Raw genomic sequence first — 26,573 nt, 5'->3', positions numbered from 1 at the left:
TGGGTTGTTATTGTCCGTCAAATGCAAAGCCATCTGGTACCGGGATCGAGTTTCTCGGCTGTAGTTCCGTCCCGTGAGACGTCAAAAATCCGTCCACTCGCCGGCGCGTCGCTGTCGACGCTGACGGATCGCCTTGACGTTTCGCGTCAACTCGCCGTAGTGTTCCACGAGATCCCAGGTCGTCACGATACCGCGCAGGGTCAGATCCTCGAGCACGACGAGTTTCTTGATTCGCTCCTCGCGCATCCGTTCGGCGGCCAACCGCACGGGGGCCGTCGGTTCGACGGTTTCCAACGGATGGCTCGTAACCTTCTGTGTCGGAATCTCCGAAATCGGTCGATCGGCCCGGTAGCTAGCGTAGACGACGTCCGTCTCGGTGACGATCCCGTACGGCGTACCGTCGGTCGTAACGACGACGCTACCGACCTCCTCGGCGACCATTCGTTTCGCCGCCGCCTCGAGAGCCGTCTCACGCTCGCAGGTGACGACGTCCTCGGTCATGACGTCCGTGACGCGGGCACACATACGGACCTGTTGGGACCGTGATGGGTTAACTCTTGTAGCGACTGCTGGCGGGGTTCGACCGTGGCTCAGTCGGGAACGCTCTTTCGACCCGTGACAGTCTCCGGATCCAGGCAAAAGTCCTGAAACGGAATCTCGTCCCGTGGCCGGTCGAAGATGTCGACGGTCGGGATTTTGACTGCCCACATCTGCTGGACTGTGATCGAGTCCTCCGGCAGGTCAGAGAGTGGCTCGAGCGGGCCTCTCGCGACGACGCTTCGCCAGCCTTCGTCGGTTTCGCCGTAGACGACGAGCGTCACCGGGTTGTCGATAACGTCTTCCTTGCTGGTTCCCGGAGGGAAGGAGAGCCGAAAATAGAAGGTTCCGCCTTCGGCAGCGTATCCGTACGAGACCGGAAACGCAGTCGGCGACTCGTCGGCTCCGGTTCCAAACGTCAGCACCCCGGTTCCACCTTTTCCCAGGAACTCGTTTCGCTCCGGTTCGGTCAAATTGACCCATCGAAGTCCCTTCATCCGAATTCGCTACCACGCCGAGATTAAAAAAGCACAGCCGCCACGACACGACGCTGTGTCGCCTCCTGTAGCGCCGGACAACACCTATGCCATCACCGATCCGAGAATACGTATGGAGCTCGGGCTCACCGTGGGCGATTCGATCGACCGGACGGAACGGACTATCGACGGCTTCGACTTCGCGGAGCTGTCGGTCGGCGAGGGAACCGACACCGACGCAATCGACCGGGAGCGCCTCGAGACCGTCCTCGACGACGCGGGCGCCGACCTCTGTGTCCACCTGCCGTTCAAACAGGTCGTCGCGACGTCCGTTCCCGAGATCAACGACGCTATCCTGTCGTACCTGACGCGACTGCTCGAGTGGGCAGGCTCCGTCGACGCGCGAAAGGCCGTTCTCCACGGCACCGCTCGCAACCCCCACGACACTGACCTCCGGCCGATTTTCGCGGACCAGCTCGAGGCGATCGACGCGGCAGCCGAGACGGAGGACGTCGAACTCGTCGTCGAGAACGTCGGTCACCAGAAACGAGGGCTCCCGCTCTCGGTGCTCGGGGATCTCGCGGCGGAAACCGACACTGCAGTCTGTTTCGACGTCGGCCACGCCTACATGGAAGACGGCAACGACGGCGTCGACCGGTTCCTCTCGGGCTACGGCGACCTCGTCTCCCACCTCCACGTCCACGACGCCCGCAGCCGCGGCGACACCCACATTCCGATCGGAGCCGGCGAGATCGACTACGACATCGTTACCGACCACCTCGCAGGATTCGACGGCACCGTCGCAATCGAGGTCTTCACGGACGACCTCGAACTGTTGTGCGACACCGGTGAGCGAGCGAGGGCTGCACTCGAGACCGAAGACAGTTCGTAATCGGTTCTGACATCCCCACCGGATTAATGCTCGTGACGTGGTAGCGCCGGCTATGACGTTCGTCGTTCCCTTCGACGGATCGGACCTCGCGGAAGCCGCGCTCGTCAGGGCTGTCGAATACGGTCGCGCACTCGAGGAGGACGTGGCAGCCGTAACGGTCGTTCCCGAACGAACCAGATACGCACGCGAAAAGGGCTGGATCGACGAGGACGAACCCTACGACGTCGACGCCGTCGTCGACTGTCTCCGGGAGCAGGTCGAGGCGCTCGCTTCCGACGCGACCTTCGAATACGAACGCATCAGGGAGTTCCCACCGGAGGACCGGATCGCCGACCACGTCGAACGCCTGGCACTCGAGCACGACCCCAGCGTCGTTTTCCTCGGCAGCGACAACGTCGGCCGCGTCGTGACGCCGCTGACGAGTGTCGGCGTTCACGTCGCCGCCGAGCGATCATACGACGTCTTCGTCGTTCGACACGTCTCCCCACCAAAAGTAGACACCATCCAACCACACACGGAGTTCTACGACCGGAGTCAGTAACCGTCGTGGGTGTCCCGTAACCGGAGCACCCTGTCCTCGACTCAGTCCGACACGTTGGTTCGGCAGTCCTCGAGCAGTCAGCCAATTGAACTGAACCAGCGATTCGAAACCGCTCTGCAAGGAAAGATCGTAACAACCATCTAACTGTTCGCGGTGATTGCGGTCGGCTATTCTGATAGCAGTGGTTAGCGGATTTACAGGTCCGAAGGAACCACAAATCGCACGAGGGCGTTGCTTCAAGGCTGTCCTGTAATGCTTCTGGGACTCCCTGGTTATCAGGTTTGAAACCGAGTCCGATCCTCATTTCATTTAACTCGTTGAAGTATGAGTTAATTATATATGCAGCCACTCCACAGGCTAAGTCAGCACCAAAACGGACGGCGGGAAGATGCGCCGGGTGGTCGTGTAGGACAGCTCCACCCCTGCGCGTATAGCAGTATACGCAGCCTCGGCAATAATATTTCCGACCGTTCGGGAGTGCATAAATACGTATGTTCGACACACTAACTCAACAGTTCGGAAGCGAGGACGAACGTGCCGTTTCGCCAGTTATTGGCGTTATTCTCATGGTCGCGATTACAGTCATTCTCGCGGCCGTGATCGCGACGTTCGTACTCGGAATCGGCGACGACATTCAGCAGGACCCACAGGCGGGCGTGAACATCGACGACGCCGACAAGAGCGAAGTTGAAGTATCCGTGACGTCGCTGGGTAACGCTGACGGTGTTGCGATCGTAGATACTAGCGATGGCACGTTTGAGAATAATTCGAGTAATATCGACGGCAATGGAGTCCTGACCTCAACGGGTATGTCAGCTACAGTTACTGGAGGGGACAGCTATACGGTTATAGCGTATCTGGGCGATGAACCTACAAACGATAGCGAACCAGTCGACGATCAGGTCAGCGCCACAGCATCGATCAATAGCTTTGAGACCGAAACCTAATCAGTAACGAAACCGACTCCCTGAAGCCGTCTTTGGGATACGACTACCGTACATTGGGATCGAACTCGAGAATCGGTCTTCGGGGACGATATCTCTCTTTTGTCGATTATTTATGACTCGAGTCGAAGACGGTTGTCCGAGCACGATCTGTCGAACGTCTCGAGACGCACCCTACACGTACTCCTCGAGGAAATCAGCGATCCGCTCGAACTGTTCAACCCGATTCTCGAGTTTGGTCGTGTGATGGCCTTCGTCCTCGAAGATACAGGTCTCAACGGGGACGCCCTGCTCCTCGACGGCGTCGGCGATCTGTCGTGCCTCGCCCACAGGAACGCGCGGGTCGTTCGCGCCGTGCTGGACGAACAGCGGGCACTCGATCCGGTCGACGTCGTGGATGGGGCTGATCGACTCGAGGAACTCCCGATCCTCCTCGAGCGAGCCGTACTCGGCCTCGCGGTGGGAGCGGCGGTAGTCGCCGGTGTTCTCGAGGAACGTGATCCAGTCGGCGATGCCGACGAAGTCGACGGCGGCCGCCCACAGGTCGGGGTACTCGGTGATGCAGGCGAGCACCATGAACCCGCCGTAGGACCGGCCGTAGCAGACGATCGAATCGGCGTCTAGCTCGGGTCGGTCGCGGAGCCACTCGACGCCCGCCGCGACGTCGCGAACCGAGTCCATTCGCTTCTCGACGTCGTCGAGGGCAGCGTACTCGCGGCCATAGCCCGACGACCCGCGGACGTTCGGCTCGAAGATGGCGTAGCCGGCGTCCAGGAAGTACTGCCGGACTGGACGGTTACGCCACGAGGGTCGACGCTGCGAGTGCGGTCCACCGTGGATGTCCACGATCACCGGCGTCTCTCCTTCCTCGTAGTCGTCCGGAAGGGTGAAGAACGCAGGAATCTCCCTCCCGTCGAACGTCTCGTACCGGACCAGATCGGGGTCGTGGTACTCCTCGAGCGGGACGCCGCCCGACGAGGGACACGTCCAGCGTTCTACTTCTGGGGCTGTGTCCTCACCGACGCCCTCGAGATCCACCGTGTAGATCGAGTAGTTCAGATCGGTCGCAGAGACCGTCATCGCCGCTCGCTCGCCTTCAGAACCGATCGTCAGGTCGGAAACGACGCCTTCTGGAACCTCGGCCTCGACCGTGTCGGCCTCTGTCGGAGACGCCAGCCGGCCGACGTGGAGTTCGGAGTAGCCGTCGACGTTGCGCGTGAACGCAAGCCGACCGCTTTCGGCCTCGAGCGCAAACCCGTCGATGCTCCACTCGCCACCATCGACGACCGTCTCGACCTCGAGGCTGTCCAGATCGATCCGCACGAGTTCCAGAGTGTCGGCGTTCGCGTCGCTCACACAGTAGATCGCGTCGCCGTTCGGCCCGAACGTCGGATCGCGGTAGCGGACGTGGCCCTCGTGTGGCGTGACGTGTCGGCGTTCGCCGGTTTCCACGTCGACCACGTGGAGGTCGTCGTCGGAACTGGCGTGGGCCTTCGTGACCAGCAGTCGCTCGCCGTCCGGACCCCAGTTGCTCACCTGGAGTCGGCCGTCGCCCTCGCAGACGAGCGTCGGGTCGCGTTCGGTTTCGGACGAGGGCTGGTCGGAGACGTCTATCACGTACACGTCGAAATTCGACGAGTCCCGGCGATTGGCAGCGAACGCGATTCGATCACCCCCGGGGCTCCAGCCACCCCACGCGTGGATCGCGTCCGGGCGATCAGTGAGCTGTTCGATCGTTCCATCGTCGGGCTCGAGCCGGAACAGCTGGTCGTGTTCGTCGGCTCCAGCGTCCTTCCCGAAGACGATCTCGTCTCCAGCGGGCGACCACGAGACGAACGAGACGCGATCGTCGTAGAACGTCCGCTGGGTCGGCCACTCTCGGGGTTTCTCGAGGGTCCAGACCTGCATCGTTCCGGTCGTATCCCCGAGAAACGCCAGCCGACCATCCGGTGCGAGCGTCGGTCCTTTCGTGCTGCGCGCACTCAGGTAGTGTCGGATCTCCCGTGTCACGGTCGGGTACCCGGACTGGATCGGTTTGAAGCTATGGGTCGCGGAATGTGTGGTTGCTCGAGGGTGTGCTGTGAACTGTTCGACTGCTGGCTCGGGAAGGAATAGTATTTCTTCGAGACCGAACGATGGACAGGCCTGGTTACTGGGCGTTGGATTCTAACCGAGTCGAAAAAGCATGGGCGCTGCAGGATTTGAACCCGCGACAGCTTGGTCCGAAGCCAAGTACTCTGTCCAGACTGAGCTAAGCGCCCTCACCGCATCTGTAACCGCGGGTTCCGTATAAGTGCCTCGATTTTCACCCGTTTCGACAGTCTTCCACACCCCTCGAGCGGCCACCGATTCCCTCGATTCCCGGTCGTTGAAAATTACCGCTGGGGGCTTTTTGAAGGGATGCATACGACTAAGTATACCATGACGGTGAACGAGCTTCCCCAGCCGGACGACGGCCAGACCGCGGACGCACCGCTCGAGTTGCTCACGGACGACGAGGAGGTCTGGACGGCCGTTCCGGTCGATGCGACGGGGGACGATCGGGTGACGAAGTGGATCTCGGTCGACTGTGAGCTGCTCTGTGACCTCGAGGAGTGGCGCTAACCAACCTCGTTTCTCGGTTCCCGAACTCGTCGGTGGATCGTACCGTTTAACCTGCCTGCCTGATCACTCCCGTGCATGACAGCGGGGGAGACGATCCGCGGGCTACTAGAGTTGACGCGGCCGGTAAACGTGATTGCGGCGAGTGTGCTGACGTTCATTGGGGCGTTCGTCGCTGGCGGGATCGCAGAGCAGCCGTTCGCGGTGGCAGCGGCGGTGGGCGCGACCGGGCTGGCGGTGGGTGCCGGGAACGCGATCAACGACTACTTCGATCGGGAGATCGACCGAATCAACCAGCCCGACAGGGCGATTCCACGCGGTGCGGTGAGTCCTCGGGGTGCACTGGCCTTTAGCATCGTCCTGTTCGTGCTAGCGGTCGCGCTTGCGGTGACGCTACCGTGGCTGGCGATCGCGATTGCGGGGATCAACCTCGTCGCGCTGGTCGCCTACACCGAGTTCTTCAAGGGACTCCCCGGGCTCGGGAACGCGCTGGTCGCGTACCTCGTCGGGAGTACGTTCCTGTTCGGTGCCGCGGCGGTCGGCGAGGTGGGTCCGGCGGTCGTGCTCTTCTTGCTCGCGGCGCTCGCGACCTTGACTCGAGAGATCGTCAAGGACGTCGAGGATCTCGAGGGCGACCGCGAGGAGGGACTGAACACACTGCCGATCGCGATCGGCGAGCGACGGGCGCTGTGGATCGCCGCCGCGTTGCTCGTGGTCGGTGTGCTCGCGAGTCCACTTCCCTACCTTCTCGAGTACTTCGGCGCTGTCTATCTGGTGCTGGTCGTCCCGGCGGACCTGGTCATGCTCGCTGCGGCCGTCCGGAGCTTCGACGACCCGACCGCGGGCCAGTCCTGGCTGAAGTACGGGATGTTCCTCGCGGCGCTCGCGTTCGTCGTGGGACGCGCGTCGATGGAGTTCGGCTTGTTCTGACGTACGAACTACTGAATCACGGTCTCTAAATTAGCCATAGGATTTGCCAAGACCCTTGCTTTGCTCGTCTTCCGACGTTCGCCTCACCGTCGTCCGTCTTCCCGGAGCCAGGGGCTTTCGTAGTGGTTCCAACGTTTCTGTAGACAGGATCGACTGAACCGACGACAGGTGTTTACGCGAGAATCGAATATCGAGGGGTATGACCGTCGAGTCCGACGACGAGATCAGAGAAGCACTCGAGTACGAGACGATCGCCGTGGTCGGCTGCTCGAGTACGCCGGGGAAAGCGGCTCACGACGTCCCTGCCTATCTTCGCGATCGGGGGTACGACGTGATTCCGGTCAACCCGTTCGCCGACGAGATTTTCGGACGAGAAGCGTTCGATTCGCTCGCCGACATCGACGCCGAGATCGACGTCGTCTGTATTTTCCGGCCGAGCGAGGAGGTCAGTCAGATCGTCGACGAGGCGCTCGAGCGCGACGACGTCGACGTCGTCTGGACCCAGCAGGGTATCCGCGACGACGAGGCGGCCAGGCGTGCGAGAGACGACGGTCGAACGGTAGTGCAAGGCCGTTGTATGAAAGTCGACCACCGGCGACTGATCACATGAACGGGCGTCTCGAGGGCGATTCCGGCCCGAAATCGCCACCGACGAATACCAGCCCCGAATACGACGGGATTTCGGCCGCTATTACGGCGAGCGGCCTGCTCACCGACAGAGACTTATTTGCCAGCGGAGTACTCGGTACCAGTACTCATGTGTGACCGGTTCGGGAGCTGTTCGAACGACGGGACCTGCCAGCTCGTCCTGCGGAACCGGGTTACGGGGATGGAGATGGTGGAACATCACTGCAAAGCACACCTCGTGCTTCGGGTCTGGGAAGTCGAACGCGACGAGGACCTGGACGTCGTCGATGCGACGACGCTCCGGCAGTCTTCGAACTCGGTGACGAGTTGAAACCGATCAGGAACTCCACTCCTCGAACGACCGATAGATCCCCTTCGAGAGGTACCGCTCGCTCGAGTCCGGGAACACCGTCACGACGGTGTCGTGTGGCGTCTCTATCTCGCCATCCGCTATTTTCCGGGCGACGCGTTTCGCCGCGACGCTCGCTGCGCCGGCGCTCGAGGCGACCAGATGGCCTTCCTCGCGTGCGAGTCGGACGAGTTCGTCGTGTGCGTCCTCGTCGGCGACGGGATAGACGCCGTCGACCAGTTCGGGGTCGAACAGCTCGTTCGTGCTGGGGTCGTGGGTGCCGATGCCTTCGATCTTGTACTCGCCTTCCTCGCGATCCTCGCCGACGACCTCACCGTACAGCGAGCCTTCGGGTTCGACGGCGGCGACGTACGTCTCGTCGTCCTGCTCGAGCCCGTAGCGGGCGATTCCCATGAGCGTCCCTGCCGTCCCACAGCCGGCGACGACTGCACCCACCTCGCCGTTCAGGGCCTCGTAGATTTCGGGGCCGGTGGTCGCGTAGTGGGCTTCAGTGTTCAGCGGATTCGCGAACTGCTGGGGGACGACGGCATCGTCGAGTTCGTCGGCCAGTTCGTGTGCGCGAGCGATCGCACCGTCCATCCCGTCCTCGGTCGGCGTGTTGATGACCTCTGCACCCAGCGCGGCCATTAGCTGTTGTTTCTCCTGGCTGAACCGCTCTGGGACGACGAAGATGGCGTCCAGTCCGAGTTGCTGGGCGGCAATCGCGAGCCCGATCCCCGTGTTTCCCGCGGTCGGTTCGATTACCGTCCCGCCCGCAGGGATGTCGCCGCGCTCTAGCATCCGCTCGAGCATGTACCGGCCGATCCGGTCTTTCACGCTCGCTCCCGGGTTGAACGACTCGAGTTTCGCGTAGATCCGGACGTCCTCGGCCCCGTCCTGGATGCGAACGAGCGGGGTCTGACCGATCGTCTCGAGTACCGACTCCATCGGTCGTTCGTGGGTCGTCATTGTGCTGGCAAATGTTGCCACTGTTGTTAGGTCTTACCTTTACGATCAGTCGCGGAGGGTCGGTTTTCGCCGGCAAGATCGACGGAAACGCACTCGAGAATCCGTCGAACGTAGGACAACGGCGTTGTACCGAACGGGGCTTACGCTTCGGTTTCGGCTTCGTCGACTGACTCTTCAGCAGCCTCGTCGTCACCGTCATCCTCGAGTTCGGCCTCGTCGATCGCGGCGTCCGCGAGGATCTGTTCGCCGTCGAGTCCCTGTTCGTCGGCGATTGCGATCAGCAGTTCGCGCTGTTCGGAGATCTGGTGGTCGAGTCGCTTGACGGTGTCGTGGGTGTCGTCCATCTCCTCTTCCAGGCCGATAATCCGCTCCTGGAGTTTCTGTACCTGTTTGTACATCGCTTCGGCGCGGTCCGAGAGTCCCTGCAGTTTCTTTGCAGTGCTGGTAAGTCCCATATGCGTTCGATGTGTCGGCGCGATAATGGGCCTTTTCCTCTTTCGCGCGACTGGAGCGATATTCGATCACACTACACCCGCTGGACGCAAGGGGATCAGCCAAGGTGTGCGAGCGTACACCCCGAGGACCGGGATGCAAGGCCTCGAGATGTCGTCCCGTCTCTTCGACACCGGCGATAGCGACTACGAACTGTCTGAGAGAGGCTGAGTTCGCCCTCACGGTCGACAGGCCGGAATTCGAGACGAAGGGGTCGATCCAGCGTGGGACGACGGCGTCTCGAACGTCGCCGCCGAAGCCGAGGGCGAAACCGCGACGTCGAGGAGACCGACCTCGTCGCGGCGTGTGACGGGGTTCTCGAGGGCGTAGAACCCGTAGCTGAGTGACCCGCTCGGCCTGTACTATCACTTCGGTTTTCTGAGACACCGGAAAAGACGATAGGGGACGGCGATGACGTCGTCACCATGATCGAGACGCGACGATCGAGCGGACGGGCCGGGATCGCCGGTTCGTCCGGTGAGTAATCGTGGTAGCGCTGCCGAAACGACTCGTAGTCTACGTCGGCTCGTTGCTGTTCCTGATCGGCCTCTACTCGTTCGTCTACCAGTGGGGAATGGCGGCCTACGAAGGCGAGTCGCGGACGTGGTACCAGTCGCTCGAGGTCGTCGTTCAGTCGATGACGACCACGGGATACGGACAGGATGCACCCTGGGAGACCCTCGAGATGACCGCACTCGTGTTGTTGATCCAGGTGACCGGGATCGCCTACGTGCTCGTCGCGATCCCACAGTTCGTCGTCCCGTGGCTCGAGACCCTCGTCGAGCCGACGCCGCCGACGGAGATAGACGGCCTCGAGGACCACGTCATCATCGTCGGATACACGGCCCTCTGTGACACGCTCGTCGACGAACTCGAGGCCAGTGGGACGCCGTACGTGATCCTCGAGGACGACCGGGATCGTGCACAGGAACTCCATCGGGACGGCTTCGACGTTCTGTACGGCGATCCGGCGTCGGCCGACGCGCTCGACGCGAGCCAACTCGGCGACGCGCTGTCGGTGGTCGTCGATTCGACCGAACGCGACCTCGTCAAGACGGTCCTCGCGATCGAGGATCGAGATCCCGACGCGAGCGTCTTCGTCCTCGTCGACGATATCTCGCAGGCACGGTACTTCCGGTACGCGGGCGTCGACGAGGTTATGTTGCCGAAACAGCGGCTCGGAAAGGCACTCGGGGACCGCGTTCGAAACGTCGTCACACCCGACCTCGGCGACGAGATCGAACTCGGTACCGATCTGGAGATTCGTGAATATCACGCCGAACCGGGTATAGAACTCTTCGGAGAACCCGTCGCTGCCGCCAGTCGAATCGAGGAGGCCGGTGTCACCGTTCTCGGCGCGTGGATTCGCGGCGACTTCGTCACCAGACTCCCCGAACAGGTGCGGATCGACGAGAACACGGCGCTACTCGTGGCCGGAACGCCGTCCGAACTCGAGTCTACCACAGAGTCGTTGGCCTCGTCGGGTCGACGATACCGCGTAGCCGGTGGTCCCGTCGTCGTGGCCGGGCGTGGGCTCGTCGGATCGGTCACCGCCGGGAGTCTCGAACGTGCGGGGATCGAGACGACGGTGATCGACCGCGAACAGGGATCGGCGATCGACGTCGTCGGCGACGCGACCGACGAGGAGACGCTCCGCGAGGCCGGGATCGAGGACGCGGAGACGCTCGTCGTCGCGCTCGAGCGCGACGAGGACGCGATCCGGACTGTGCTGACGGCGACAGAACTCGAACCGTCGCTCGAGGTCATCGTCGGTGCGAACACCGCAGCAAACGTCCCTGCGCTACGGGCGGCGGGTGCCGACTACGTCCTCGCGTTGCCGAACGTCGCGGGGCGGCTGATCACGCTTCGGACGTTCGATTACGAGGTGATGCCACTCGGTAACCAGCTCCGGCTCAGTACGGTTTCGGTGCCAGCCCTCGTCGAGACGGAGGTGTCTACGGGGCAGATCCGCCAGGAGACGGGCTGTGCAGTCGTCGGTCTCGTACGCGACGGCGAACTCCGATCAGGGGTCGACGGCGTAGAGCTTACTGGCGACGACAGGCTCGTCGTCGCCGGAACGGACCAGCAACTCTCCCGGTTCCGGGACGCGTACACGGACGAATGACGTGTTCCGCCGAACAGTCACTCGTTGCTGCCAGTGCGAAAGGCGTTGTTTCTGCGAGTCGTAGCCTCGAGTATGGCGGGAGACTCGGATTTCGATCCCGAGAGTTCGGAGCAGGCCGAGATCGGTCGCGAGATGGTCGACCAGAGCACCGGCCTCGGCTCCGTTGCGGCCCACCTCTATCGCGGCGAGATGGAACGGACCGTCGAGTGGCGCAACCGGCTCGACACCACGACCAACTGGGCGGTGACCGTGATGTCGGCGATCGTTGCCTACGCGTTCTCGGGTGAGGTCTCCCACGCCGTGATCCTCGCGGGGCTCATGATGGGCACCGTCTTCCTGTTCATCGAGGCTCGACGGTTCCGGGACTACGATATCTGGCGCTCTCGCGTCCGGGTCCTTCAGGAGAACCTCTTTGCGAACGCGCTCGATCCGTCCGAGGGCGTCGAACACGACGACTGGCGACGGGAGCTCAGCCGAGACTACCGCGAGCCGACGACGAAGATCAGCTATCGCGGGGCGTTCAGCCACCGACTGCGCCGGGTCTACCTACCCTTGATGTCCGCGATGCTCGTCGGCTGGCTCTTTCACCTCTGGGCGTTCGATCCGGGCGAACCGCTGCTCGAGAGCGCGTCGCTGCCGGGGATCCACGGCACCTTCGTCTTCGCCGCCGTCGCGGTGTACTACCTCGCGTTGCTCGTGCTGGCCGTCCCGCTATCGGCGAAAGAGCGTGGGGAGTCGGGCGAGGCAGATCACGGGGACTTCGAGTGACCGTCGGGAGAAAGCACTTGCCAGCGGGCGCGAAACAGGAGTTATAAACCGTCGTCGATTCCTCGCCGGGTCGACCGTACTCGCGTATGTCGCAGGCTGTCTCGAGGACGTGTCCGGACCGGGCTCCGCCATCGGCGACGCGACCGGCGACGCAACGGCGACGACGCTCGACGAATCCGACGCGAACCCGCCACTGTTCCTGCTCGAGCACGAGTTCGGAATCGACATCTACGAGGCGACTCCCGAAGCGATACTCCGGATCGGTGAGACCGACGATTCACACTGGGTCGTGGCGATGGCAGATTCCGACGATCCGATCGAGACGACTGTAACCGTTTCCGACGGCAGGAAAGCCGTCTCCTCGGAGACAGTCGGCCTCTCCCGGACGTCGTACGTTGCACTCGTCTTGCGCGACCCCGTCGCGAACACGGTTCGACTCGAGTGGGGCGAAAACCACGAGTGGTCGCGTTCGGTCCCGACCCGGCTGATAGACTGCAATTCCTCGAACGACTCGCTGCTCGTCGATCCGGACGGGGACGTCGAACGGACCGGCGAAACGACCAATCAGGACTGTTAGGTAGCCGCCCTCGTGCGATCGTGGAGGCGAAAGGCCCTTAAGTTCCGACCACCTACGAGGGGATGGATAGGTCGGGCAGTTTGGCCCTGCTCACAACCCGCGCTATGGTCATTAGCGGGGACCGAATGCCGCGGGCGTCCGGTCAGACCGACCGGGGCCTCGGGAGCCAACATAGAAGCCTCGTCCGTCGGGGACAGCGGTCCACGGTGGCCGTCCGCAGGGACGCCCCATCGTGGTTAACCGGCGACAGCCCATCAGGCGCGGAAGCGAGCAGTGGACCGCCGGACACCTGTCGCTCGACGGGTCGCGGGGTGGAGAAGGCAACCGGGATTCCCCCGGTCGGAACGCCGGGCAACCGCGGAATCCACACTCATACTTCATTTCGATACCCGATCCTCGAGCGACGGCCCTGTTTTCTTCCGACGATCACTCGAGGCCGACCGAAACTGGATTAGTCGTTCGCACTGAGCCGATGATATGATCTCGCTCGCCCTGTCGGTCCGACAGTGTGACTGCCCGCTGACCGAAGCCAGCGACGAGTACGACGTGGCCTTCGTGACCCCACACTGGCACTACGACCACGACCGCGGCGACCTCGAGTTGCGGATCCTCGCCGACGCCGCCGACGGATCGGCACTCGAGTGCGGCCTGGACGTCGTCCGAAGTCACGAGGAGACCATCGAGTTCGAGTTACTCGCAAAGCACGGTCGGACGGGCCGTGCACGACTCACGATGGGGACGACCGACGTCATGAGAACGATCGTCGACCACGACGGCTACCTCACGGGGCCGTTCGAGAACGTCGACGGAAGCGAACGGTGGCAGGTCGGATTCGACAGCGACGCGGCTGCCGAAGCAGCGCTCGCTATCCTCGAGCGTCGCGACGACGACGTCGAACTCCGTAATCGACGCGTCCTCGACCCCGAAACCGTCCTCGAGGACGTCCACGCGGATGCGATCGGATCGACCGTCCTCGAACGATCCCGCGAACTTACGGCGACCGAACGCGAGACGCTTCGGCTAGCCATCGACACCGGCTACTACGACGTGCCGCGATCCGCGACGCTCGGCGACCTCGCGGACGCGCTCGAGGTTTCGGACGCAGCCGTCTCGAAGACACTGCGACGGGCCGAAGGGAAACTCCTCGAGCCGACGGTGTCGGCGGTCGAATCGGTACTGCGACGTGAGCCGACGTAGCATCCGCGTCGATCGTGTGAACCAGACGCATCGTTAACATCCTAACGAGAGCGTCCATCCTCCCTCGATGTGTATCTCGAGTCGAATGCGATCCGTCTCACTGTCGCCGAACGCCGTGGAGTCGGGTATCTCGACGTATCTGTTCGCGCTGGCACCGCTTGCGGCCGCCGCGCTCTGGGGTGGCCTCTACGTCGTGAGCAAGTGGGGGTTCGACGCTGTACCGCCGATGACGCTCGCCTTCCTCCGCGTCGCGGTCGGTTCGGCCGCGTTGCTCGCCATCGTTCACGTAACAGCACCGCCTCGGCAGTTCTCCCGGCGAGATCTGCTCGGGTTCACTGCGCTCGGCGTGGTCGTCGCTGGCTCGCTCGCGACGCAGTTTCTCGGGACGGCGCTGACCACCGCCAGCCAGGGATCGCTCGTGACCGTCTTGACGCCCGTGTTCACGATCCTGCTCGGCGTCACCGTCCTCGGCGAACGGCTGTCCGGCCGTCTCGTCGTCGGAATCGCGGTCGCGACCCTCGGAACCGTCGTCGTGCTGACCGGCCAGTACGATCTCTCGGACGTGACCGGTTCGGCAACCGCCGGGATCGGCATGCTGCTGGTCGCGAGCGCGACCTGGGCGGCATACACCGTCTTCGGGAAGCCGCTGATCGAGCGCTACTCCGCACTCGAGACGGCGACTTACTCGTGTGCCGTCGCGGTTCCAGTGCTCGGCGCGCTCGTGCCGCTCGAGGTCGCGGCGACGGGAACGTCGTTGTGGGCGATCGAGCCGACGCCGGAACTGATCGTTGCGGTCCTCTATCTGGGGCTGTTCGGGACCGCCGCGGCGTGGTACCTCTGGTACAAGGGGATGGAGTACGTCGACGCAAGCGTCGTCTCGGCGTTTTTCTTCGCCCAGCCCGTCGTCGGGGCGTTCTTCGGAGCGACGCTGCTCGGCGAGTCGCCGGGATCGCGGTTCGTCGTCGGCGGCGCAGTGATGGCCGCCGGGATCTATCTGGTGTCGACGACGCGAAGTGGCACGTAGCGTAGACTGGGCAGTCACACCTCTCGGATGTCCCCGAGACGGTCACGCCGCGCTGACGGTTCGCTTTCGACGAACTGGCGTTTTTGCGACGTCGCGGCGAACGTGGACGTCTCCTGACTGTGACACGGCCAGTCACCGATCGCCACGACACCTTCGTCTACCACCCCCAGGAACTGTACTACGTGGAGCGACGCCACGACGAGGTTCTCGAGGCACAACTCGAGACCGTCCACAACGACGCCCTGAAACGGGGCCTCGAGAACCACCGCGAGAAGACGATCGAGCAACGCGACCGTCTCGAGTCGGTCTTCGACGAACTCGACGAACCGCTCGAGGAACGGCCGTGGCCGGCGTCTACGCCGCGTATCGGGCGCTCCGTAGATGGGGCTGAGAGCGATTACGACGTCTCGTCCGTGGCCGGCAGGGTAAACGAGACCGTCGTCCCTTCGCCGGGTGCAGAGCCGACCCGGATCTTTCCGCCGTAGCGTTCGACGGTCGAGTCGCATACCTCTCGTCACAGGACAGCCAACTGATCCAAGATTCGTTGGTAAGGCTTAGGATGGTTCCCCCATACAGTGACGACGATGGCGTACCGTCGAGTCGCTCCGTTACTCAGTATTCTCGTTATTATCACCCTCCTCGCTGGCTGTTCCCTGCCAGCCGGCGACTCGAACCCGTCGACCCTCGAGGAGGACCCGGCCGACGTGTTCGAGGGCGCGTTCGTCCACGCCGACGAGCTAGAGAGCGTCCACGGCGAACGGACGACCGAAATCGTGATCGGGAACGGGAGCGACGCCGAGACGCGAACCGAACGCGTCGCAGTCTACGAACGGCCGTACGTCGACTACCGCAGCGAGGTCCTCGAGTCGTCCGAACCCGACCGCGTCGGCGACGTCTACGTCTCGAACGCCTCGACGACGTGGTGGTACGATCCCGACGCGAACGCCGCGAGCTACTTCGCGCCCGAGGAGCCGTTCGACGACGACGCGGTCCGGTCGGACCGCGCTGAACAGGCCGACTACCAGCAGGACCTCTACGACCTCGAGTACGAGGGCACCGAGACGGTTGCCGACCGCGACGCCCACGTGCTCGCCGTCGAAGCGAAAAACGAAACGGTCACGGAGGGACTCTCCGTCCTCGTCGGCGACACCGAATTCGTCTACGCTCTCGAGACGGTCGATCCGGGCGAGGAGCTCGTCGTTCACGAACAGCGCCTCTGGATCGACGCGGAGTACGAGTTCCCGCTGAAAGAGCAACTCGTCGTGGAAGCGGACGAGGAGAACGAACGCTACGTCATGACCGAACGGTTCGAGAATGTCACGTTCAACGGTGACGTCGACGACGAAACGTTCGCGTTCGAGCCACCGGAGAACGCGACAGTGACCGACCTCGGTGCCGACTGACGGATTCCGGTAGCCCGCGATCCATCTGTGATCGTGACGAAAACGAGTTACGTGATTTCGGTCCTAATGGGGGCTCGAGCGGCGATCACTCTCTCGAGTTGCACTGCTTAGAGAGCAGGAATAGAGAACGGGTAGAAGGGCGACGAGGAAGAGGAGTAGGAGGAGCGATTGCTCAGTACAGGGAACGGAGTTATACGCTGAACAGGCGCAATACCACTTCGTTCACGGCGTGGATACGTGCCGTCACTTAGTAATACATTCCACCAATAATTGCATAGCTAGGTTTCCAATACACACTTCCAAGTGCTAAGAACTGCTATACAGCAGTAAGGTCAGGTCGGAACGGAGCGGATTCCGAACGACCTTCGGAGGCGGCCATGCCGCCACCCCAATGAGACAGTATCCGAAACGCCGACGCGGTGAACACGAATCCTCGAAGGGTTCGTCGTGTGTCCGTCGGTCGAGTAAGCCCGACGACAACTCCAAGTCCGTCGAAACGTCAGCGACTCCCTGGTGGCAAAAACAACAGATGAGAGTCAACGACGTCGAGGGTAGGAGTAACAGCCGCTTGGCACGGCTAGACAGCCACCGACCACGATGACTGGGTTAGATGCGAACTCCCGTAAAGTGGCGGCGTCCGTGGTTGCGAACCTGAAACTCCCACCGCTGAGCGGAATCGAAGATTCCGCGATGCCCGAAAATCTTTGATTTCCATCCGCTCGGGATTCCTCCGCGTTCACGCGGAGGAGGATGTCAATGTGATTCGCTCGGTCGCCTGCAATGATGGAGTTATCCCCGCCTACTGTCTGCCCTCGTTGTGGAACACGTGAGACGTACTCCGCGCATTACACGACACCGGGATGGCGGATACAGGTCTACGAATGTGAGACCTGTGGGCGAAGACACGATCCATACCTCGACGAAGAGTACGGCGGAGAATGACGGGAAATCGCAACTCTAGTGAGCGATAGTTTCACGGACGTCGATCTGTGAAGGGCTCTCGATGAGTCCAATGCGGATTTTGGAATACCGTATTAGCCAATATGTATTTTTATTGTGGATCTGATTGTATAGTATGGGAGGGTATTGTTCTGCGTGTGGTAACGAGTTATCATCTGATTCGAAATACTGTAGCAGTTGTGGTACTCCTGTTTCAGGTAACGGTAAGGGAGACAACACAGGAGACAAAAGTCAGATCAAGAAGGTGATAAAAGCACAGTTCAAAGCGCTGAATGAACAGAATCTAGAACTCTACAAGAAAACGTTTCATCCTGAAGCCGGCCACGTAGACGAAAACGTCAAAACGGCAAAGCGGTTATTCAATGACTATGACATCTCGTTCGAGGTCAAAGACTACGAATTTCTGGAGATAGGGGACGGGGAAGCCCAGGTTCGGATCGTTCAGGATACGCGGAAAAACGACAACTCGAATTTTAGAGATAACCGGGTCGACCAAATCTGGACGTTCCGAAAATCAAACGGGAACTGGCGGTTTTGGAATTCAGAAGAGGTAGAGACGGAATACTTAGACGGTTCGATCGGGTCGACCTCATCCGAACGAAGCCAGTGGAATATCACCCTCGGGAAGCTGGTCGCATATCCTATTGGACTACTCCTACTTCTCGCAGGATTCGGTGCATTCACGGACAGTATTCTTGGAGGGCTTTTACTGCTGAGCGCAGGAGCGCTGTCCCTCCCGATTGTCCGAGGAATATTGAGGCATGGGTCCGGGATTACGTTCAGTCGTTGGGCAACAGTTGCGATCGTGCTTGTTGCAGCGTTTTCCGGATCAATGCTACTCGAACCCGAAACCGAGTCTGCTGTAGAAATTGATGAGCCAGCGGCTGAGGAAGAGGAGATTTACTTCGTGGGAGAAAACTTCACAGAAGATGAAATCACATACGAAGTTACAGAGGTTACAGTAGACGATCGACTGTACGTAGGAACGACTCGATACGGGACTGGCCCCGATACTGAACTTGTGAGGTTGCGAATAGATATGACGAACGAAGCCAATGAGGAAATCGAAGTCCCCCATTCTGGTCACGGCCTGTCTACTGAATTAGATTTCCAACTCGTTGATGACCAGGATCGAACGTATACCGTTGAATATCAGCAAGTAACGGACTGGGATATTTCACCTGGCGTTAGTGAGCAAGCATTATTTGCATTTGAGGTCCCGGACGATCAAGAAGAACGGTATCTTCAGGTTGGCTCTGCAAAGGTTGATCTCACAGAAACGTAGCTGATGGACCTCTCGAGTCGTTCGGCCCTCGTCTGCTGTATTTAATCGTGTTTCAGCCCTTTCTGCCCGCAGAAATCGCTTAGACCAATTCTACGAATTTCAACAGACGGGCGATCGGTTTGTCCGAGACCGACTACTCCGCGGACTCGAGAACACTCCGCCCAGTCTCGAGTCCGAGAGCACCCTCGAGCGTCCGGACGGGGTAGGGGATGTCGATCCCTTCCTCGTCGAACCGCCGTTTCACTGCGGTGACGAACTCGCCTTTGATCCGGACGAAATCGCTACGTGAGGGGTCTGCGATCCAGAATCTCGACTCGAGGCCGACGTCGGAGTCGCCGAGTTCGGTGAGTCGAACGGACGGTTCGGGGTCGTCCATGATGTCCGGGTGGCGCATCGCTTCGTCGACGATGATCTGGCGTGCCCGGTCGATGTCGTCGTCGTAGCCGATGCCGAAGACGAACCGCATCCGGAGTTTGTCGGCGTCGACGGGGTTCTTGATGACGCAGTCGGTAAGCTGTGCGTTGGGGACTGTCAGCAGTTCGTTGTCGAACGTCCGGACGCGCGTGACCCGGAGACTGACGTCTTCGACGACGCCCGAGTACTCGTCCCACTCGATCCAGTCGCCGATCCGGAACGGTTCGTCGACGAAGATGAACACGCCGGCGACGAAGTTCGCGATCGTACTCTGCATTGCTAGCCCGACCACCACTGCGCCGGCAGCCGCGATGCCGGCCATCGAGACGAGGAAGTTGCCGAAGCCGGCGAAGCCGAAAGCGATTGCAATCGCCAGGAAGACGACGCCGAACCGGGTCAGCTTCAACAGCGGTTTCCGTGCGTGGGCGTCGAGTTCGCGGGTCTCGAGCCCCCGTCGAACGAGCGGGACGACGACGAGCCGCCCGATCGCGGAGACGACGAGAAACGCGATCAGAAAGAGGACTGCTCCCTCGAGGCTAGCGGCGAGTGGGCCGCCCGCGACAGGTTCGAGTGCGTTCCCGATCGGGCCGAGTTCCTCTCCTGTCTCCGCTTGGAGAGGGATCGGGATCATCGATGCAGCACGGCGGTGTGACCGCGGGTTTCGACGAGTTCCGCACTCACACGGTCTGCCAGATCCTCGGCCTTCTCCTCGGTCGAACTCCCGGCGCGTGCGGCACGCAGGAATTTGACCTTCACCAGGTCTCGATCGGTTAGCTGGTCGTCGAGTTCGTCGACGACGGATTCGATACCGCTCTTGCCGACCCAGACGGTGACGTCGAGGTCGTGCGCTCGTTTCTGGAGTTCCTGTCGGTCCATACCCACGAGTAATGGCGTCGAGTGGTTTGAATCTTCGCGAACGGAACGACGCTTACGTTTCGCGTTCGTCGTCCCCCTCGTACGGATATCGCGCCTGCGACCCGCAATCGCAAGTGATCACGACGTGGCCGTCCTGGAGGCGAACTCGAGCGTTCCGTCCCGGTCGGAGGTAGGCGTCGCAGTCGTCGCAGGTGAACCGGCGGAACTTCCGGGGGAGGGTGAGCCGGTTCCGTTCGGCAACTCGGCGTGCGAGTCGGACGTAGTATCGTGCGCGCTCCTGATCGTCTTCCATCGCCGCCGCTCTCGCGAGGTCGTGAAGCCGTTCGATCCGTTCGGCGGCGATGCGCATGGGCAAACGTTTCGTCGGTTCGCCTATTGATGTTGTGTTCGCGACCGACCGGTCGGTACGGATCGCTTACTCCGAGCCCGCTGGCGGACGACTCGCCGATCCAAACCCCGATAGGGAGCGGCGGTGAGACGAACGTCGGACACAATACTGTTATATACCAACGTCGAAACTGTCCGACAGAAGCGAATGAATTGGACCCCCGCCCCCTCCGACGAGTCCCTTCGCCGCCGATCCGTCCTCGCCGCTGCTGCCGGTGCCCTTCTCCCCGCGAGCGGCTGCGTGAGTCGCGTCGATACCGTCGTCGAGGACACCGGCAGACAGCTCTCGTTGACCCTCGTGACGGTCCCGACCGACGACGACCGCGGCGCGATCCGGATCGCTCGCCACCTCGAGTCGAACCTCGAGGCGGTCGGCATCGACGTCACGCTCGACGTCCGGTCCCAGGCCGGATTCCTGGAATCGGTGCTGCTCGATCACGACGCCGACCTCTTCGTCGATCGGTATCCCGTCGACGTCGGCGCCGATCCCGACTTCCTCTATGCGGCCCTCCACTCGCGGTTCGCGACCCAGGCCGGCCGCCAGAACCCGTTCGGGTTCGCGAACGGAACCGTCGACCGGTTGCTCGAGGCCCAGCGCCGGACGGACGGCGACGAGCGCCAGGAGTACGTGGCGTCGCTGCTCGAGGAGATCACAGCGACGAAGCCGTTCGAGCCGATCTGTCGGCCGGCCGAACACCGCCTCGTCCGGGCGGAACGGTTCGACGTCGACGACCTCGACGGCCATCAGCTGGCGTCTCGTCTCGGCTACCTCGACCTCGAGCCGACCGACGACGAGCAAGTACACGCGCTGCTTACTGATACGCGGCCGACGCGGAACTGCAACCCGCTGTCGGTGACGATGCGTCGGCGCGGAACGATCGTCGACCTGCTGTACGACTCACTTGGCGTCTACGAGGACGGCGAAATCCGGCCCTGGCTCGCGTCCTCGTGGGACGTCGAACGGGACGGACGGTCGACGACGGTACGACTCGCTCTCCGCGAGAACGCCAGGTTCCACGACGGAGAGCCGGTGACGGCCGACGACGTCGCATTCACCTATCGGTTTCTCGCGGACACGACGCCGGACTCGCCGCTTCCCTCGCCGGCACCGCGGTACTGTGGTCGCGTTTCGGCGGTCGACGACCTCGAGGTCCACGGCGAGTTCGACCTGTCGATCACGACCGAGGCGGGAGCGGCCGTCACGGGGCGGGTTCTCACCGTCCCCATTCTGCCGGCACACGTCTGGCAGGAGCGACTCGAGGCGCGAAGCGACGACCAGGCGTCGGCTCCACAGGGCCGCTGGAACCTCGTCACCGACCACGTCGATCCCGTCGGGAGTGGCCCGTACCGGATGGCAAGTCGGTCCGAACGGGAGTCGCTCACGCTCGAGCGCCACGAGGAACACTTCACGCTCCGAGAGCGAGCCGATGAGGAAGAAGAGACCGAGGACGACGATACCGATCAGTTGGCAGCAGAGATCCACTTCGACGTCGACCCGAACAGCGCCTCGATGGTCGAACGGGTTGCAAGCGGCGACGCCGACGTAACCGCCTCGCCGATACAGGCGTACGCAGCGACACGAATCCCGGACGACGACGCCGTTTCGCACTTCGAGCCACCGTCTCGGACGTTTTACTACCTCGGGTTCAACACCCGGCGGGACTCCCTCGGCGAGGACAACGTCCAGTTGCGCCGTGCAATCGCACGACTGGTGGACAAGTCCTGGCTCGCCGAGACCGTCTTCCGTGGCGACGCGGAGCCGATCGCGACGCCGGTCACCGAGGAGTGGACGCCAGAGCGGTTGGCGTGGGACGGCGACGGCGAGTTCCTCGGTGACGACGGCGACCTCGATCTCGAGTCGGCGCGGGAGACGTTCGCGGACGCCGGGTTCGAGTACGACGAAGACGACCGACTGGTGGGGCAGTACTGATCGCGAGGGATCTATCGCATGCTCGTCGAAGTCCTGATTCGCGTGGTCGTCGTGGTCGGTATCTTGCTCCCGATCGCTGCGGCCGCCTTCGTCGGTCGTGATCGCCTCGCAACTCTTCGGACGGAGTGGCGACCCCGACTCCGGGAAAGCGGGCCGTTGCTCGCCGTGCTCCTCGTCGTTCTCGGGATCAACCGCGTCATGCGACAGGAGGGGCCGACGATCTCCGAGGAGATCGGGGTCCAGCTAACCTGGCTGTTCTACGACCTCGAGGGGGAGTTCGTCCTCGTCTTCCAGTCGATTGCGACGCCGGAGGTGACGGCGTACTTCTCGGCTATCTACGTCTACGGCTACGCCTTCCTGCTTATCTTCCCCGGCGTCGCGTACTTCGCGCTGTCGAACACCGTCCACTTTCGGCGGCTCCTGGCGGCGTACTCGTTGAACTACGCGATCGGGGTCGCCTTCTATCTCGTCGTGGTTGCGTTCGGTCCACGAAACGTGATGCCCGACGTACTCGCGAGCACGCTTATGTACGACACCAGTCCGGAGTACCAGCACCTCACCGGCCAGGTGAACCACAGCACCAACGTCTTCCCCTCGTTGCACACCTCGCTGGCTGCGACCGTCGCTCTCTTCGCCTACTGGACCCGAGAACAGTACCCTCGCTGGTTCCCCGTCGCCCTCGTCCTGGCGGTCTCGGTCGGCATCTCGACGATGTACCTCGGATTTCACTGGGTGATCGACGTCATTGCCGGTATCCTCCTCGCGGTCGTCTGCGTTGCCCTCTCGAGCGTCCTCGTCGACCGTGGGTCAGGATCGACGTAGCGTGGCCAGTGGATCCTCTCCGGTCGACAGTCAGCGCAATACTGTTATACCGTCACTGGCGAACTGACAAACGAACGAAACCGAGATGTCTGGTTCCCCCTCTGCTGAGACGCGTAATCGGTCTAGTAACGGTCGGAGCCGCGGAACCAGTCGTCGCGCGATGCTCGCCGCGACGGGCACGACGGTCGCGACGAGTGGCTGTATCCGCCAGATTCGAAGCGCCGTCAACCGGGACGGGATCGACCCACTCTCGCTGACGATCACCACGCTGCCCGCCGACGGCGACCGCGAGAGTATCCAGCTCACACGACGGGTTCGTGACGCCCTCGAGACCGTCGGCATCGACGCCTCGATCGAGTTACTCTCCACGGAGGAGTTTCTTCGGACAGTCCTGATCAACCACGACTTCGACGTCTACGTCGGCTGGTACCACGACTGGACCGAGCCGGAATTTCTCTACGAGACGCTCCACTCGACGTACGCCGACGAACCCGGCTGGCAGAACCCGTTCGGCGTTACGGATCTGGCGCTCGACAACCTCCTCGAGGCCCAGCTACGGGCCAACGGCGACGAGCGCCGGGAGGCTGTCGCGGAGACGCTCGAGGCGTTCACGACCCAGCAGCCGTTCGTCCCGGTCTGTGCACCCGAGGAGTATCGACTCGTCAGGACCGACCGGTTCGGCGGCTGGGGAGAGTTCCACCCCGGAACCCGGCTGGGATACCTTGGACTCGAGCCCGAAGACGACGAAACCGATCGAATCCGGGCGGTTCACACTGATCCGCGGCCGTCCTGGAACCTCAACCCGCTGTCGGTCGAGTACCGCAACCGGGGGCTGTTTACGGACCTGCTGTACGATTCGCTCGCGGTCGGCCCGGTGCCCGGAACCGACGACACGGACGGGACGACTGCAGAGAACGGCGACGAAGACGGCGGCGAATCGCGATATCGCCCGTGGCTCGCAGAATCCTGGGAGTGGGACGGAAACGAAGACGAGAGCGGCGGCACCCTCACGGTCCAGTTACGCGAGGACTGCCAGTTCCACGACGGCGAGCCGATTACCGCCAGCGACGTCGCGTTCACGTACCGCTTTCTCGAAGATACGACGCTCGGTGCCGACGGCGTGTCGGCTCCCTCGCCGCGCCATCGCGGTCACGTCGCGCCCGTCGTCGCCGACGAAATCGATGCGGACGGGGATCGACTCGAGATCCCGATCGAGGCGAGCGAACCGGTCGCCGAACGCGCGCTCACGGTACCGATCCTGCCGGCACACGTCTGGCAGGAGCGATCGCGTCCGGCGAACGTGACGGGCGTCCAGATCGCCGACGGTACGACCGATGCCGTCGTCGTGGACAACGTGCCTGCGATCGGCTCCGGCCCGTTCGAGTTCGCCGAGCGAAACGAACGGGAACACGTTACCTTCCAGCGGTACGCGGACCACTTCACGCTCCGTGACGACGTCGACCTCCCCGCACCGTCGGTCGCGGAGTTTCGCGTCCAGATCGACCCCCGAAGTACGTCGGCGATCGAGATCATCTCGGGCGGGGACGCCGACGTCACGACCGACCCCATCGAGAGCTACGTCGTCGACGACACGATCGACCTCGCGGCCGAGAGCGAGGGCGTGGAACTGCTCGAGTCGCCCGCCCGGACGTTCTACCACGTCGGATTCAACCACCGTCGGGCACCGTTTGGTAACCCCCACTTCCGGCGGATCGTCGCGCGACTGCTCGACGAGTCCTGGCTCGTAGCGGACGTCTTCGACGGCCACGCCCGGCCGGTCACGACGCCGGTCGCCGAAGCGTGGGTCCCCGAGGAACTCGCGTGGGACGGCGACGATCCCGCCGTCCCCTTCCTCGGCGACGACGGCGAGATCGACGTCGAGGCCGCACGCGAGGCGTTCGAAACGGCCGGATTCAGCTACGACGCGAACGGTCGACTCCGGGTGAGACGCTGATGTTGCTCGAGGTACTCCTCCAGCTGGTCGTCGTCGTCACGTTCATGCTGCTCGTCTCGACGGCCGTCTTCGTCGGTCGGTACCGGCTCCGCGATACCCGACTCGAGTGGCGCGAGCGGGTGCGTGCGGCCGCACCGATCACGGCCCTCCTCGCAGTCGTCTTGCTGTTTAACGGCATTGCCAGGGACGTCGTTCCCGACGTCTCGTTGATCGTCGGCTGGCACTTCACGAGACCGATCTACGAACTCGAGCAGTACTTCATCCTCTGGATTCAGGAACAGGCGACAGCAGAGTTGACAGCGTACTTCTCGTTCATCTACATCTACGGCTACGTCTTCTTGCTCGTGTTCCCGGTCGTTGCGTACTTCGCGCTGTCGAACACGCGGCCGCTCCGGGAACTGCTTACTGCCTACACGCTCAACTACCTGCTCGGATTGCTCTGTTACACGCTGGTCGTCGCCTACGGCCCGCGAAACATGATGCCCGACCTCATCCAGGCGCTGCTGTACGACACGTACCCGCAGTACCAGCACCTCACCAGGCAGGTCAACCGCAACACCAACGTCTTCCCCTCCCTACATACGTCGCTGGCGGCGACCGTCGGCTTCCTGGCCTACCGCACTCGAGAGATTTACCCGAAGTGGGCCGTCGTCGCGGCGTTTCTCGCGATTTCGGTCGCGATTTCGACGATGTACCTCGGGATCCACTGGGTGATCGACGTCCTCGCCGGCATCGGCCTGGCCTACGTCAGCGTGGCCCTGGCCGGCCACCTCGTCGGTCGGTTCTCGGTATGGGCGTGGGTCGAGAATCGCCACCGGTCGCTCGAGCGGGCCGGAACGACTGACGCCACCAGGGAGAGTCCCGACCGGGCGACCGAGTCGACCGTCTCGAGCGACGACGAATAACACGGCCGTTTCCCCCTTCGGGGGGTCGTTGACTGTATTATAAAGGGAGACACTGAGCGTGGTGGGGGACGACTCTCCGACTAGGGCCGCACACGTGATCCACGATCGGTGGCATCACGGCTGTGGCAATGGGGCGGGACGGCGACTCGAGTCGACGAGTAGCCCGAACGGTCGAAGACGGTGATCACGAATGACGGACATCGAAAACGCCGATCGATTGCGGGTAACGACCGAGGTTTCGGACATCGAATCGGTCCAGGAGGTGCTCGGACAGCTGGCCGAACTCGACGCGACGGTCGACCCTCAGGAGATGACCGTGGCCGATCCCAGTGGCGACCACGTCGTCGAAGTCGACATCGGTTCGCTCACGACGAAACAGCTGGAAGCGCTCGAGCTCGCGTACCTCCGTGGCTACTACGATCAACCACGGGAAACCAGTCTCGCGGACCTGGCGGACGAACTCGGCATCTCGAAGTCCGCGGTCTCACAGCGGCTTCGGGCAGCCGAGTCGAAACTCGTCGTAGCAGTGCTCCAGGCGATCAGACCCTGGCTCGTCCAGTCGGACACCGACTGATACTGTCGACGGAA

At 62.4% G+C, this 26,573-nt stretch carries 29 protein-coding genes, 1 tRNA gene, 1 other RNA gene and 1 pseudogene; 22 read left to right on the top strand and 10 right to left on the bottom strand.

Annotated features, from left to right (window positions below; translation table 11 throughout):
• Positions 1-81: 81 nt before the first annotated feature.
• Positions 82-525, bottom strand: a complete 444-nt coding sequence (locus BLR35_RS04255; protein WP_090377838.1) for a CBS domain-containing protein — start codon at positions 523-525, stop codon at positions 82-84.
• Positions 526-590: 65 nt separating this feature from the next.
• A complete protein-coding gene (locus BLR35_RS04250; protein WP_090377835.1) occupies positions 591-1,034 on the bottom strand; it encodes a pyridoxamine 5'-phosphate oxidase family protein in 444 nt (147 codons plus the stop codon).
• A 112-nt stretch (positions 1,035-1,146) separates the two neighbouring features.
• Here BLR35_RS04250 and BLR35_RS04245 point away from each other — a divergent pair, with 112 nt between their 5' ends.
• The 3 genes from BLR35_RS04245 to BLR35_RS04235 all read left to right on the top strand — a co-directional run bounded on the left by BLR35_RS04245 (position 1,147) and on the right by BLR35_RS04235 (position 3,393).
• A complete protein-coding gene (locus BLR35_RS04245) occupies positions 1,147-1,905 on the top strand; it encodes a sugar phosphate isomerase/epimerase family protein (protein WP_090377831.1) in 759 nt (252 codons plus the stop codon).
• 52 nt (positions 1,906-1,957) lie between these two features.
• Positions 1,958-2,446, top strand: coding sequence for a universal stress protein (locus BLR35_RS04240; protein WP_090377827.1), 489 nt, complete (start codon positions 1,958-1,960; stop codon positions 2,444-2,446).
• 491 nt (positions 2,447-2,937) lie between these two features.
• On the top strand, positions 2,938-3,393 hold the full coding sequence (locus BLR35_RS04235) for a type IV pilin domain-containing protein (RefSeq protein WP_090377824.1): 456 nt from the start codon (positions 2,938-2,940) through the stop codon (positions 3,391-3,393).
• Between the two features lie 171 nt (positions 3,394-3,564).
• On the opposite strand, the gene BLR35_RS04230 is transcribed toward BLR35_RS04235, so the two are convergent.
• Both BLR35_RS04230 and BLR35_RS04225 read right to left on the bottom strand, forming a co-directional pair.
• A complete protein-coding gene (locus BLR35_RS04230) occupies positions 3,565-5,400 on the bottom strand; it encodes a S9 family peptidase (RefSeq protein WP_090377821.1) in 1,836 nt (611 codons plus the stop codon).
• Positions 5,401-5,576: 176 nt separating this feature from the next.
• Positions 5,577-5,651, bottom strand: a tRNA-Arg gene (locus BLR35_RS04225).
• 160 nt (positions 5,652-5,811) lie between these two features.
• Between BLR35_RS04225 and BLR35_RS04220 the strand changes: the two genes are divergently transcribed.
• The 4 genes from BLR35_RS04220 to BLR35_RS04205 all read left to right on the top strand — a co-directional run bounded on the left by BLR35_RS04220 (position 5,812) and on the right by BLR35_RS04205 (position 7,879).
• A complete protein-coding gene (locus BLR35_RS04220; RefSeq protein WP_090377818.1) occupies positions 5,812-5,994 on the top strand; it encodes a DUF7511 domain-containing protein in 183 nt (60 codons plus the stop codon).
• A gap of 75 nt (positions 5,995-6,069) precedes the next feature.
• Positions 6,070-6,921 carry a geranylgeranylglycerol-phosphate geranylgeranyltransferase gene (locus BLR35_RS04215; protein WP_090377815.1) on the top strand — a complete coding sequence of 284 codons (852 nt, stop codon included), beginning with the start codon at positions 6,070-6,072 and terminating at the stop codon, positions 6,919-6,921.
• Between the two features lie 199 nt (positions 6,922-7,120).
• Complete coding sequence (locus tag BLR35_RS04210; RefSeq protein WP_090377812.1) at positions 7,121-7,531, top strand: CoA-binding protein; 411 nt, start codon at positions 7,121-7,123, stop codon at positions 7,529-7,531.
• A 147-nt stretch (positions 7,532-7,678) separates the two neighbouring features.
• The gene (locus tag BLR35_RS04205; protein ID WP_090377809.1) at positions 7,679-7,879 is read left to right on the top strand and encodes a hypothetical protein; all 201 of its coding nucleotides are present in this window, start codon (positions 7,679-7,681) and stop codon (positions 7,877-7,879) included.
• 6 nt (positions 7,880-7,885) lie between these two features.
• On the opposite strand, the gene BLR35_RS04200 is transcribed toward BLR35_RS04205, so the two are convergent.
• Together BLR35_RS04200 and BLR35_RS04195 are read right to left on the bottom strand one after the other, a co-directional pair.
• The gene (locus BLR35_RS04200; RefSeq protein ID WP_090377807.1) at positions 7,886-8,866 is read right to left on the bottom strand and encodes a PLP-dependent cysteine synthase family protein; all 981 of its coding nucleotides are present in this window, start codon (positions 8,864-8,866) and stop codon (positions 7,886-7,888) included.
• 140 nt (positions 8,867-9,006) lie between these two features.
• A complete protein-coding gene (locus tag BLR35_RS04195; protein WP_090377804.1) occupies positions 9,007-9,321 on the bottom strand; it encodes a DUF5798 family protein in 315 nt (104 codons plus the stop codon).
• 261 nt (positions 9,322-9,582) lie between these two features.
• Between BLR35_RS04195 and BLR35_RS21080 the strand changes: the two genes are divergently transcribed.
• The 8 genes and pseudogenes from BLR35_RS21080 to BLR35_RS21195 all read left to right on the top strand — a co-directional run.
• Positions 9,583-9,705: a hypothetical protein gene (locus BLR35_RS21080; protein WP_280139349.1), complete on the top strand. Its 123-nt coding sequence runs from the start codon at positions 9,583-9,585 to the stop codon at positions 9,703-9,705.
• A gap of 140 nt (positions 9,706-9,845) precedes the next feature.
• Positions 9,846-11,483, top strand: coding sequence for a potassium channel family protein (locus tag BLR35_RS04185; protein WP_090377798.1), 1,638 nt, complete (start codon positions 9,846-9,848; stop codon positions 11,481-11,483).
• Between the two features lie 72 nt (positions 11,484-11,555).
• The gene (locus tag BLR35_RS04180; RefSeq protein ID WP_090377795.1) at positions 11,556-12,251 is read left to right on the top strand and encodes a DUF2270 domain-containing protein; all 696 of its coding nucleotides are present in this window, start codon (positions 11,556-11,558) and stop codon (positions 12,249-12,251) included.
• Positions 12,252-12,360: 109 nt separating this feature from the next.
• Positions 12,361-12,828: a hypothetical protein gene (locus tag BLR35_RS04175; RefSeq protein WP_090377793.1), complete on the top strand. Its 468-nt coding sequence runs from the start codon at positions 12,361-12,363 to the stop codon at positions 12,826-12,828.
• 59 nt (positions 12,829-12,887) lie between these two features.
• Positions 12,888-13,199, top strand: an RNA gene (ffs, locus tag BLR35_RS04170) — signal recognition particle sRNA.
• A 106-nt stretch (positions 13,200-13,305) separates the two neighbouring features.
• Positions 13,306-14,025 carry a helix-turn-helix domain-containing protein gene (locus tag BLR35_RS04165; protein ID WP_090377790.1) on the top strand — a complete coding sequence of 240 codons (720 nt, stop codon included), beginning with the start codon at positions 13,306-13,308 and terminating at the stop codon, positions 14,023-14,025.
• A gap of 85 nt (positions 14,026-14,110) precedes the next feature.
• A complete protein-coding gene (locus BLR35_RS04160) occupies positions 14,111-15,049 on the top strand; it encodes a DMT family transporter (RefSeq protein ID WP_090379662.1) in 939 nt (312 codons plus the stop codon).
• A 119-nt stretch (positions 15,050-15,168) separates the two neighbouring features.
• Positions 15,169-15,378 (top strand): annotated as a pseudogene (locus BLR35_RS21195) (DUF892 family protein); the annotation flags it as partial.
• 68 nt (positions 15,379-15,446) lie between these two features.
• On the opposite strand, the gene BLR35_RS21190 reads toward BLR35_RS21195, so the two are convergent.
• A complete protein-coding gene (locus tag BLR35_RS21190) occupies positions 15,447-15,521 on the bottom strand; it encodes a hypothetical protein (protein WP_139169253.1) in 75 nt (24 codons plus the stop codon).
• 112 nt (positions 15,522-15,633) lie between these two features.
• Between BLR35_RS21190 and BLR35_RS04150 the strand changes: the two genes are divergently transcribed.
• The gene (locus BLR35_RS04150) at positions 15,634-16,452 is read left to right on the top strand and encodes a LolA family protein (protein ID WP_090377784.1); all 819 of its coding nucleotides are present in this window, start codon (positions 15,634-15,636) and stop codon (positions 16,450-16,452) included.
• A gap of 1,075 nt (positions 16,453-17,527) precedes the next feature.
• Positions 17,528-18,697: a zinc-ribbon domain-containing protein gene (locus BLR35_RS04140; protein WP_090377778.1), complete on the top strand. Its 1,170-nt coding sequence runs from the start codon at positions 17,528-17,530 to the stop codon at positions 18,695-18,697.
• A gap of 133 nt (positions 18,698-18,830) precedes the next feature.
• On the opposite strand, the gene BLR35_RS04135 is transcribed toward BLR35_RS04140, so the two are convergent.
• From BLR35_RS04135 to BLR35_RS04125, 3 genes are read right to left on the bottom strand one after another with little or no spacing between them, the layout of a single operon-like run.
• The gene (locus BLR35_RS04135) at positions 18,831-19,742 is read right to left on the bottom strand and encodes a mechanosensitive ion channel family protein (protein ID WP_090377775.1); all 912 of its coding nucleotides are present in this window, start codon (positions 19,740-19,742) and stop codon (positions 18,831-18,833) included.
• Positions 19,739-19,987: a YhbY family RNA-binding protein gene (locus BLR35_RS04130; RefSeq protein ID WP_090377772.1), complete on the bottom strand. Its 249-nt coding sequence runs from the start codon at positions 19,985-19,987 to the stop codon at positions 19,739-19,741. Before BLR35_RS04130 ends, BLR35_RS04135 begins: the two co-directional genes overlap by 4 nt.
• A 52-nt stretch (positions 19,988-20,039) precedes the next feature.
• On the bottom strand, positions 20,040-20,336 hold the full coding sequence (locus tag BLR35_RS04125; protein ID WP_090377769.1) for a ribonuclease P protein component 4: 297 nt from the start codon (positions 20,334-20,336) through the stop codon (positions 20,040-20,042).
• A 186-nt stretch (positions 20,337-20,522) separates the two neighbouring features.
• Between BLR35_RS04125 and BLR35_RS04120 the strand changes: the two genes are divergently transcribed.
• The 5 genes from BLR35_RS04120 (at position 20,523) to BLR35_RS04100 (ending at position 26,559) form a co-directional block, all read left to right on the top strand.
• On the top strand, positions 20,523-22,304 hold the full coding sequence (locus BLR35_RS04120; RefSeq protein WP_090377766.1) for an ABC transporter substrate-binding protein: 1,782 nt from the start codon (positions 20,523-20,525) through the stop codon (positions 22,302-22,304).
• An 18-nt stretch (positions 22,305-22,322) separates the two neighbouring features.
• A complete protein-coding gene (locus BLR35_RS04115; RefSeq protein ID WP_090377763.1) occupies positions 22,323-23,126 on the top strand; it encodes a phosphatase PAP2 family protein in 804 nt (267 codons plus the stop codon).
• An 85-nt stretch (positions 23,127-23,211) separates the two neighbouring features.
• Positions 23,212-25,080, top strand: a complete 1,869-nt coding sequence (locus BLR35_RS04110) for an ABC transporter substrate-binding protein (protein WP_090377760.1) — start codon at positions 23,212-23,214, stop codon at positions 25,078-25,080.
• Positions 25,080-25,985: a phosphatase PAP2 family protein gene (locus tag BLR35_RS04105; protein ID WP_090377757.1), complete on the top strand. Its 906-nt coding sequence runs from the start codon at positions 25,080-25,082 to the stop codon at positions 25,983-25,985. The genes BLR35_RS04110 and BLR35_RS04105 overlap by 1 nt, the downstream gene beginning before the upstream one ends.
• Positions 25,986-26,175: 190 nt before the next feature.
• Positions 26,176-26,559 carry a helix-turn-helix domain-containing protein gene (locus tag BLR35_RS04100; protein ID WP_090377754.1) on the top strand — a complete coding sequence of 128 codons (384 nt, stop codon included), beginning with the start codon at positions 26,176-26,178 and terminating at the stop codon, positions 26,557-26,559.
• Positions 26,560-26,573 lie beyond the last annotated feature (14 nt).

Origin of the sequence: Natronobacterium texcoconense (genome assembly GCF_900104065.1) — an archaeon.
In the GTDB taxonomy this organism is placed as follows: domain Archaea; phylum Halobacteriota; class Halobacteria; order Halobacteriales; family Natrialbaceae; genus Natronobacterium; species Natronobacterium texcoconense.
Note: the sequence above shows the minus strand (reverse complement) of the source record. Positions and strands in the feature narration are given on the sequence as shown.

What these genes read in the sequence shown, in the direction of transcription:
- BLR35_RS04255 (WP_090377838.1), bottom strand. Translation starts at nt 525, where the DNA reads ATGTGTGCCCGCGTCACGGACGTCATGACCGAGGACGTCGTCACCTGC.
- BLR35_RS04250 (WP_090377835.1), bottom strand. Translation starts at nt 1,034, where the DNA reads ATGAAGGGACTTCGATGGGTCAATTTGACCGAACCGGAGCGAAACGAG.
- BLR35_RS04245 (WP_090377831.1), top strand. Translation starts at nt 1,147, where the DNA reads ATGGAGCTCGGGCTCACCGTGGGCGATTCGATCGACCGGACGGAACGG.
- BLR35_RS04240 (WP_090377827.1), top strand. Translation starts at nt 1,958, where the DNA reads ATGACGTTCGTCGTTCCCTTCGACGGATCGGACCTCGCGGAAGCCGCG.
- BLR35_RS04235 (WP_090377824.1), top strand. Translation starts at nt 2,938, where the DNA reads ATGTTCGACACACTAACTCAACAGTTCGGAAGCGAGGACGAACGTGCC.
- BLR35_RS04220 (WP_090377818.1), top strand. Translation starts at nt 5,812, where the DNA reads ATGACGGTGAACGAGCTTCCCCAGCCGGACGACGGCCAGACCGCGGAC.
- BLR35_RS04215 (WP_090377815.1), top strand. Translation starts at nt 6,070, where the DNA reads ATGACAGCGGGGGAGACGATCCGCGGGCTACTAGAGTTGACGCGGCCG.
- BLR35_RS04210 (WP_090377812.1), top strand. Translation starts at nt 7,121, where the DNA reads ATGACCGTCGAGTCCGACGACGAGATCAGAGAAGCACTCGAGTACGAG.
- BLR35_RS04205 (WP_090377809.1), top strand. Translation starts at nt 7,679, where the DNA reads ATGTGTGACCGGTTCGGGAGCTGTTCGAACGACGGGACCTGCCAGCTC.
- BLR35_RS04200 (WP_090377807.1), bottom strand. Translation starts at nt 8,866, where the DNA reads ATGACGACCCACGAACGACCGATGGAGTCGGTACTCGAGACGATCGGT.
- BLR35_RS04195 (WP_090377804.1), bottom strand. Translation starts at nt 9,321, where the DNA reads ATGGGACTTACCAGCACTGCAAAGAAACTGCAGGGACTCTCGGACCGC.
- BLR35_RS04180 (WP_090377795.1), top strand. Translation starts at nt 11,556, where the DNA reads ATGGCGGGAGACTCGGATTTCGATCCCGAGAGTTCGGAGCAGGCCGAG.
- BLR35_RS04165 (WP_090377790.1), top strand. Translation starts at nt 13,306, where the DNA reads ATGATCTCGCTCGCCCTGTCGGTCCGACAGTGTGACTGCCCGCTGACC.
- BLR35_RS04160 (WP_090379662.1), top strand. Translation starts at nt 14,111, where the DNA reads ATGCGATCCGTCTCACTGTCGCCGAACGCCGTGGAGTCGGGTATCTCG.
- BLR35_RS04150 (WP_090377784.1), top strand. Translation starts at nt 15,634, where the DNA reads ATGGCGTACCGTCGAGTCGCTCCGTTACTCAGTATTCTCGTTATTATC.
- BLR35_RS04140 (WP_090377778.1), top strand. Translation starts at nt 17,528, where the DNA reads ATGGGAGGGTATTGTTCTGCGTGTGGTAACGAGTTATCATCTGATTCG.
- BLR35_RS04135 (WP_090377775.1), bottom strand. Translation starts at nt 19,742, where the DNA reads ATGATCCCGATCCCTCTCCAAGCGGAGACAGGAGAGGAACTCGGCCCG.
- BLR35_RS04130 (WP_090377772.1), bottom strand. Translation starts at nt 19,987, where the DNA reads ATGGACCGACAGGAACTCCAGAAACGAGCGCACGACCTCGACGTCACC.
- BLR35_RS04125 (WP_090377769.1), bottom strand. Translation starts at nt 20,336, where the DNA reads ATGCGCATCGCCGCCGAACGGATCGAACGGCTTCACGACCTCGCGAGA.
- BLR35_RS04120 (WP_090377766.1), top strand. Translation starts at nt 20,523, where the DNA reads ATGAATTGGACCCCCGCCCCCTCCGACGAGTCCCTTCGCCGCCGATCC.
- BLR35_RS04115 (WP_090377763.1), top strand. Translation starts at nt 22,323, where the DNA reads ATGCTCGTCGAAGTCCTGATTCGCGTGGTCGTCGTGGTCGGTATCTTG.
- BLR35_RS04110 (WP_090377760.1), top strand. Translation starts at nt 23,212, where the DNA reads ATGTCTGGTTCCCCCTCTGCTGAGACGCGTAATCGGTCTAGTAACGGT.
- BLR35_RS04105 (WP_090377757.1), top strand. Translation starts at nt 25,080, where the DNA reads ATGTTGCTCGAGGTACTCCTCCAGCTGGTCGTCGTCGTCACGTTCATG.
- BLR35_RS04100 (WP_090377754.1), top strand. Translation starts at nt 26,176, where the DNA reads ATGACGGACATCGAAAACGCCGATCGATTGCGGGTAACGACCGAGGTT.